Consider the following 3421-nt stretch of genomic DNA (forward strand, 5'->3'; position numbering starts at 1 on the left):
ACGGAAGGCTCTCAACCCGAAAAAAAACCGTGGCGGCAACCTACTCTCCCACCCCACCACAGGGCAGTACCATCAGCGCAAGGAGACTTAACGACCGGGTTCGGAATGAGACCGGGTGTGACCCTCCCACCATAACCACCACGGAAACCAACACCCACACCCCGACACCCCACCACAAGCAGGCCCCGGAACAGGGAAGAATTTCACACAGCAATCAACAATGTGAACATGTATGCGCGAGCACCCAATTATCTGCAGCGGACAAGCCCTCGGCCTATTAGTACCGGTCAGCTCCACCCCTCACAAGGCTTCCACACCCGGCCTATCAACCCCATCGTCTATAGGGGGCCTTACCCTCTCAAGGAGGCAGGAGACCTCATCTCGAAGCAGGCTTCCCGCTTAGATGCTTTCAGCGGTTATCCCTCCCGAACGTAGCCAACCAGCCATGCCCTTGGCAGGACAACTGGCACACCAGAGGTTCGTCCGTCCCGGTCCTCTCGTACTAGGGACAGCCCTTCTCAAGTCTCCAACGCGCACAGCGGATAGGGACCGAACTGTCTCACGACGTTCTAAACCCAGCTCGCGTGCCGCTTTAATGGGCGAACAGCCCAACCCTTGGGACCAACTCCAGCCCCAGGATGCGACGAGCCGACATCGAGGTGCCAAACCATCCCGTCGATATGGACTCTTGGGGAAGATCAGCCTGTTATCCCCGGGGTACCTTTTAGCCGTTGAGCGACACCGCTTCCACACGCCGGTGCCGGATCACTAGTCCCAGCTTTCGCTCCTGCTCGACACGTCCGTCTCACAGTCAAGCTCCCTTGTGCACTTACACTCGACACCTGATTACCAACCAGGCTGAGGGAACCTTTGGGCGCCTCCGTTACCTTTTGGGAGGCAACCGCCCCAGTTAAACTACCCACCAGACACTGTCCCCGAACCGGATCACGGCCCAAGGTTAGATGCCCGAAACAGTCAGAGTGGTATTTCACCAACGCCTCCACCGCCACTGGCGTGACGACTTCACCGGCTCCCACCTATCCTACACAAACCATCCCAAACACCAATGTCAAGCTATAGTGAAGGTCCCGGGGTCTTTCCGTCCTGCTGCGCGAAACGAGCATCTTTACTCGTAGTGCAATTTCACCGGGCCCATGGTTGAGACAGTGGGGAAGTCGTTACGCCATTCGTGCAGGTCGGAACTTACCCGACAAGGAATTTCGCTACCTTAGGATGGTTATAGTTACCACCGCCGTTTACTGGCGCTTGGATTCCCAGCTTCACAAGGGCGAACCCCCGTTGACCGGTCCTCTTAACGTTCCAGCACCGGGCAGGCGTCAGTCCGTATACAGCGTCTTACGACTTCGCACGGACCTGTGTTTTTAATAAACAGTCGCTTCCCCCCGCTATCTGCGACCCCACCCAGCTCCAGAGGAAAACTCCTTCACCGGACAGGGCTCCCCTTCTCCCAAAGTTACGGGGACAATTTGCCGAGTTCCTTAACCATGGTTCACCCGACCGCCTCGGTATTCTCTACCTGACCACCTGCGTCGGTTTAGGGTACTGGCCGCTCACGAACTCGCTAGAGGCTTTTCTCGACAGCATGGGATCACTCACTTCACCGAAAACGGCTCGGCATCACGTCTCAACCTTCATGAGGGGCGGATTTGCCAACCCCCCGGCCTACACGCTTACCCCCGGACAACCACCGCCGGGTAGAGCTACCCTCCTGCGTCACCCCATCACTTACCTACTACAAGCTCGGATCCCAGGCCAACCCACGGACGACCCCCGAAGGGACCACCCAAGGCCGGCGTGGTTAGCATCACCTGATTCGATACTGGGCGCTCGTGCACGGGTACGGGAATATCAACCCGTTATCCATCGACTACGCCTGTCGGCCTCGCCTTAGGTCCAGACTCACCCTGGGCGGATTAACCTGCCCCAGGAACCCTTGGTCAATCGGCGGCAACGTTTCTCACGTTGCTCTCGCTACTCATGCCTGCATTCTCACTCGCACGCCCTCCACCACACGATCACTCGGCGGCTTCTCCGAACGCACGACGCTCCCCTACCAACCCGAGAACAAGTCTCAGGCTCCACAGCTTCGGCGGTGTGCTTAAGCCCCGCTACATTATCGGCGCAGAACCACTTGACCAGTGAGCTATTACGCACTCTTTAAAGGATGGCTGCTTCTAAGCCAACCTCCTGGTTGTCTCAGCAACTCCACAACCTTTCCCACTTAGCACACGCTTAGGGGCCTTAGCTGATGATCTGGGCTGTTTCCCTCTCGACTACGAAGCTTATCCCCCGCAGTCTCACTGCCACGCTTCACTTAACCGGCATTCGGAGTTTGTCTGACGTCAGTAACCTTGTGGGGCCCATCAGCCAAACAGTAGCTCTACCTCCGGCAAGAAACACGCAACGCTGCACCTAAATGCATTTCGGGGAGAACCAGCTATCACGGAGTTTGATTGGCCTTTCACCCCTACCCACACCTCATCCCCCAGGTTTTCAACCCTGGTGGGTTCGGGCCTCCACGAGGTCTTACCCCCGCTTCACCCTGGACATGGGTAGATCACTCCGCTTCGGGTCCACAGCATGCGACTCAAACGCCCTATTCAGACTCGGTTTCCCTACGGCTACCCCACCCGGGTTAACCTCGCCACACACCATGACTCGCAGGCTCATTCTTCAAAAGGCACGCCATCACCAGGAACAAGTCCCCAGCTCTGACGGCTTGACAGCACACGGTTTCAGGTACTATTTCACGACCCCTCACCGGGGCACTTTTCACCTTTCCCTCACGGTACTAGTGCACTATCGGTCACCAGGACGTATTTTGGCTTAGCAGGTGGTCCTGCCAGATTCACACGGAATTTCTCGGGCTCCGCGCTACTCGGGTATGTACCAACACCCGGACTCTTCCTTCACCTACGGGACTCTCACCCACTACGGTTCCGCTTCCCAACGGATTCAGCTAGAAGAACCCTCAGATGCTCCGGATCGGCAGACCCGGACAGATACACCCCACGACCCCGCACACGCAACGACTGCCGTCTATCACACGCGCACGGTTTAGCCTCTTCCCCGTTCGCTCACCACTACTAGGGGAATCACTGTTGTTTACTCTTCCTACGGGTACTGAGATGTTTCACTTCCCCGCGTCACCACCAACCGCCCTATACATTCAGGCGGCGGCAACCCGACACAACTCGGGCTGGGTTTCCCCATTCGGACACCCACGGATCACAGCTAGGTTGACAGCTCCCCGTGGCCTATCGCGGTCTCCCACGTCCTTCATCGGCGCCTGGTGCCAAGGCATCCACCGTATGCCACTATCACTTGGCCACTACAGATAACAAGATGCTCGCGCACACTATTCACAAATCAAAACACCAACCGCACACCCCGACACCAC

Annotated in this window: 2 rRNA genes; both read right to left on the bottom strand. The window is 57.4% G+C overall.

Going from position 1 to position 3421, the window contains the following annotated elements:
- Window positions 1-27: 27 nt before the first annotated feature.
- A 5S ribosomal RNA gene (gene rrf, locus PWG71_RS28550) occupies window positions 28-143 on the bottom strand.
- Window positions 144-256: 113 nt separating this feature from the next.
- Window positions 257-3352: ribosomal RNA gene (locus tag PWG71_RS28555) — 23S ribosomal RNA — on the bottom strand.
- Window positions 3353-3421: the final 69 nt, after the last annotated feature.

The sequence above is a fragment of the Nocardiopsis sp. N85 genome (assembly GCF_028882275.1).
Classification (GTDB): domain Bacteria; phylum Actinomycetota; class Actinomycetes; order Streptosporangiales; family Streptosporangiaceae; genus Nocardiopsis; species Nocardiopsis lambiniae.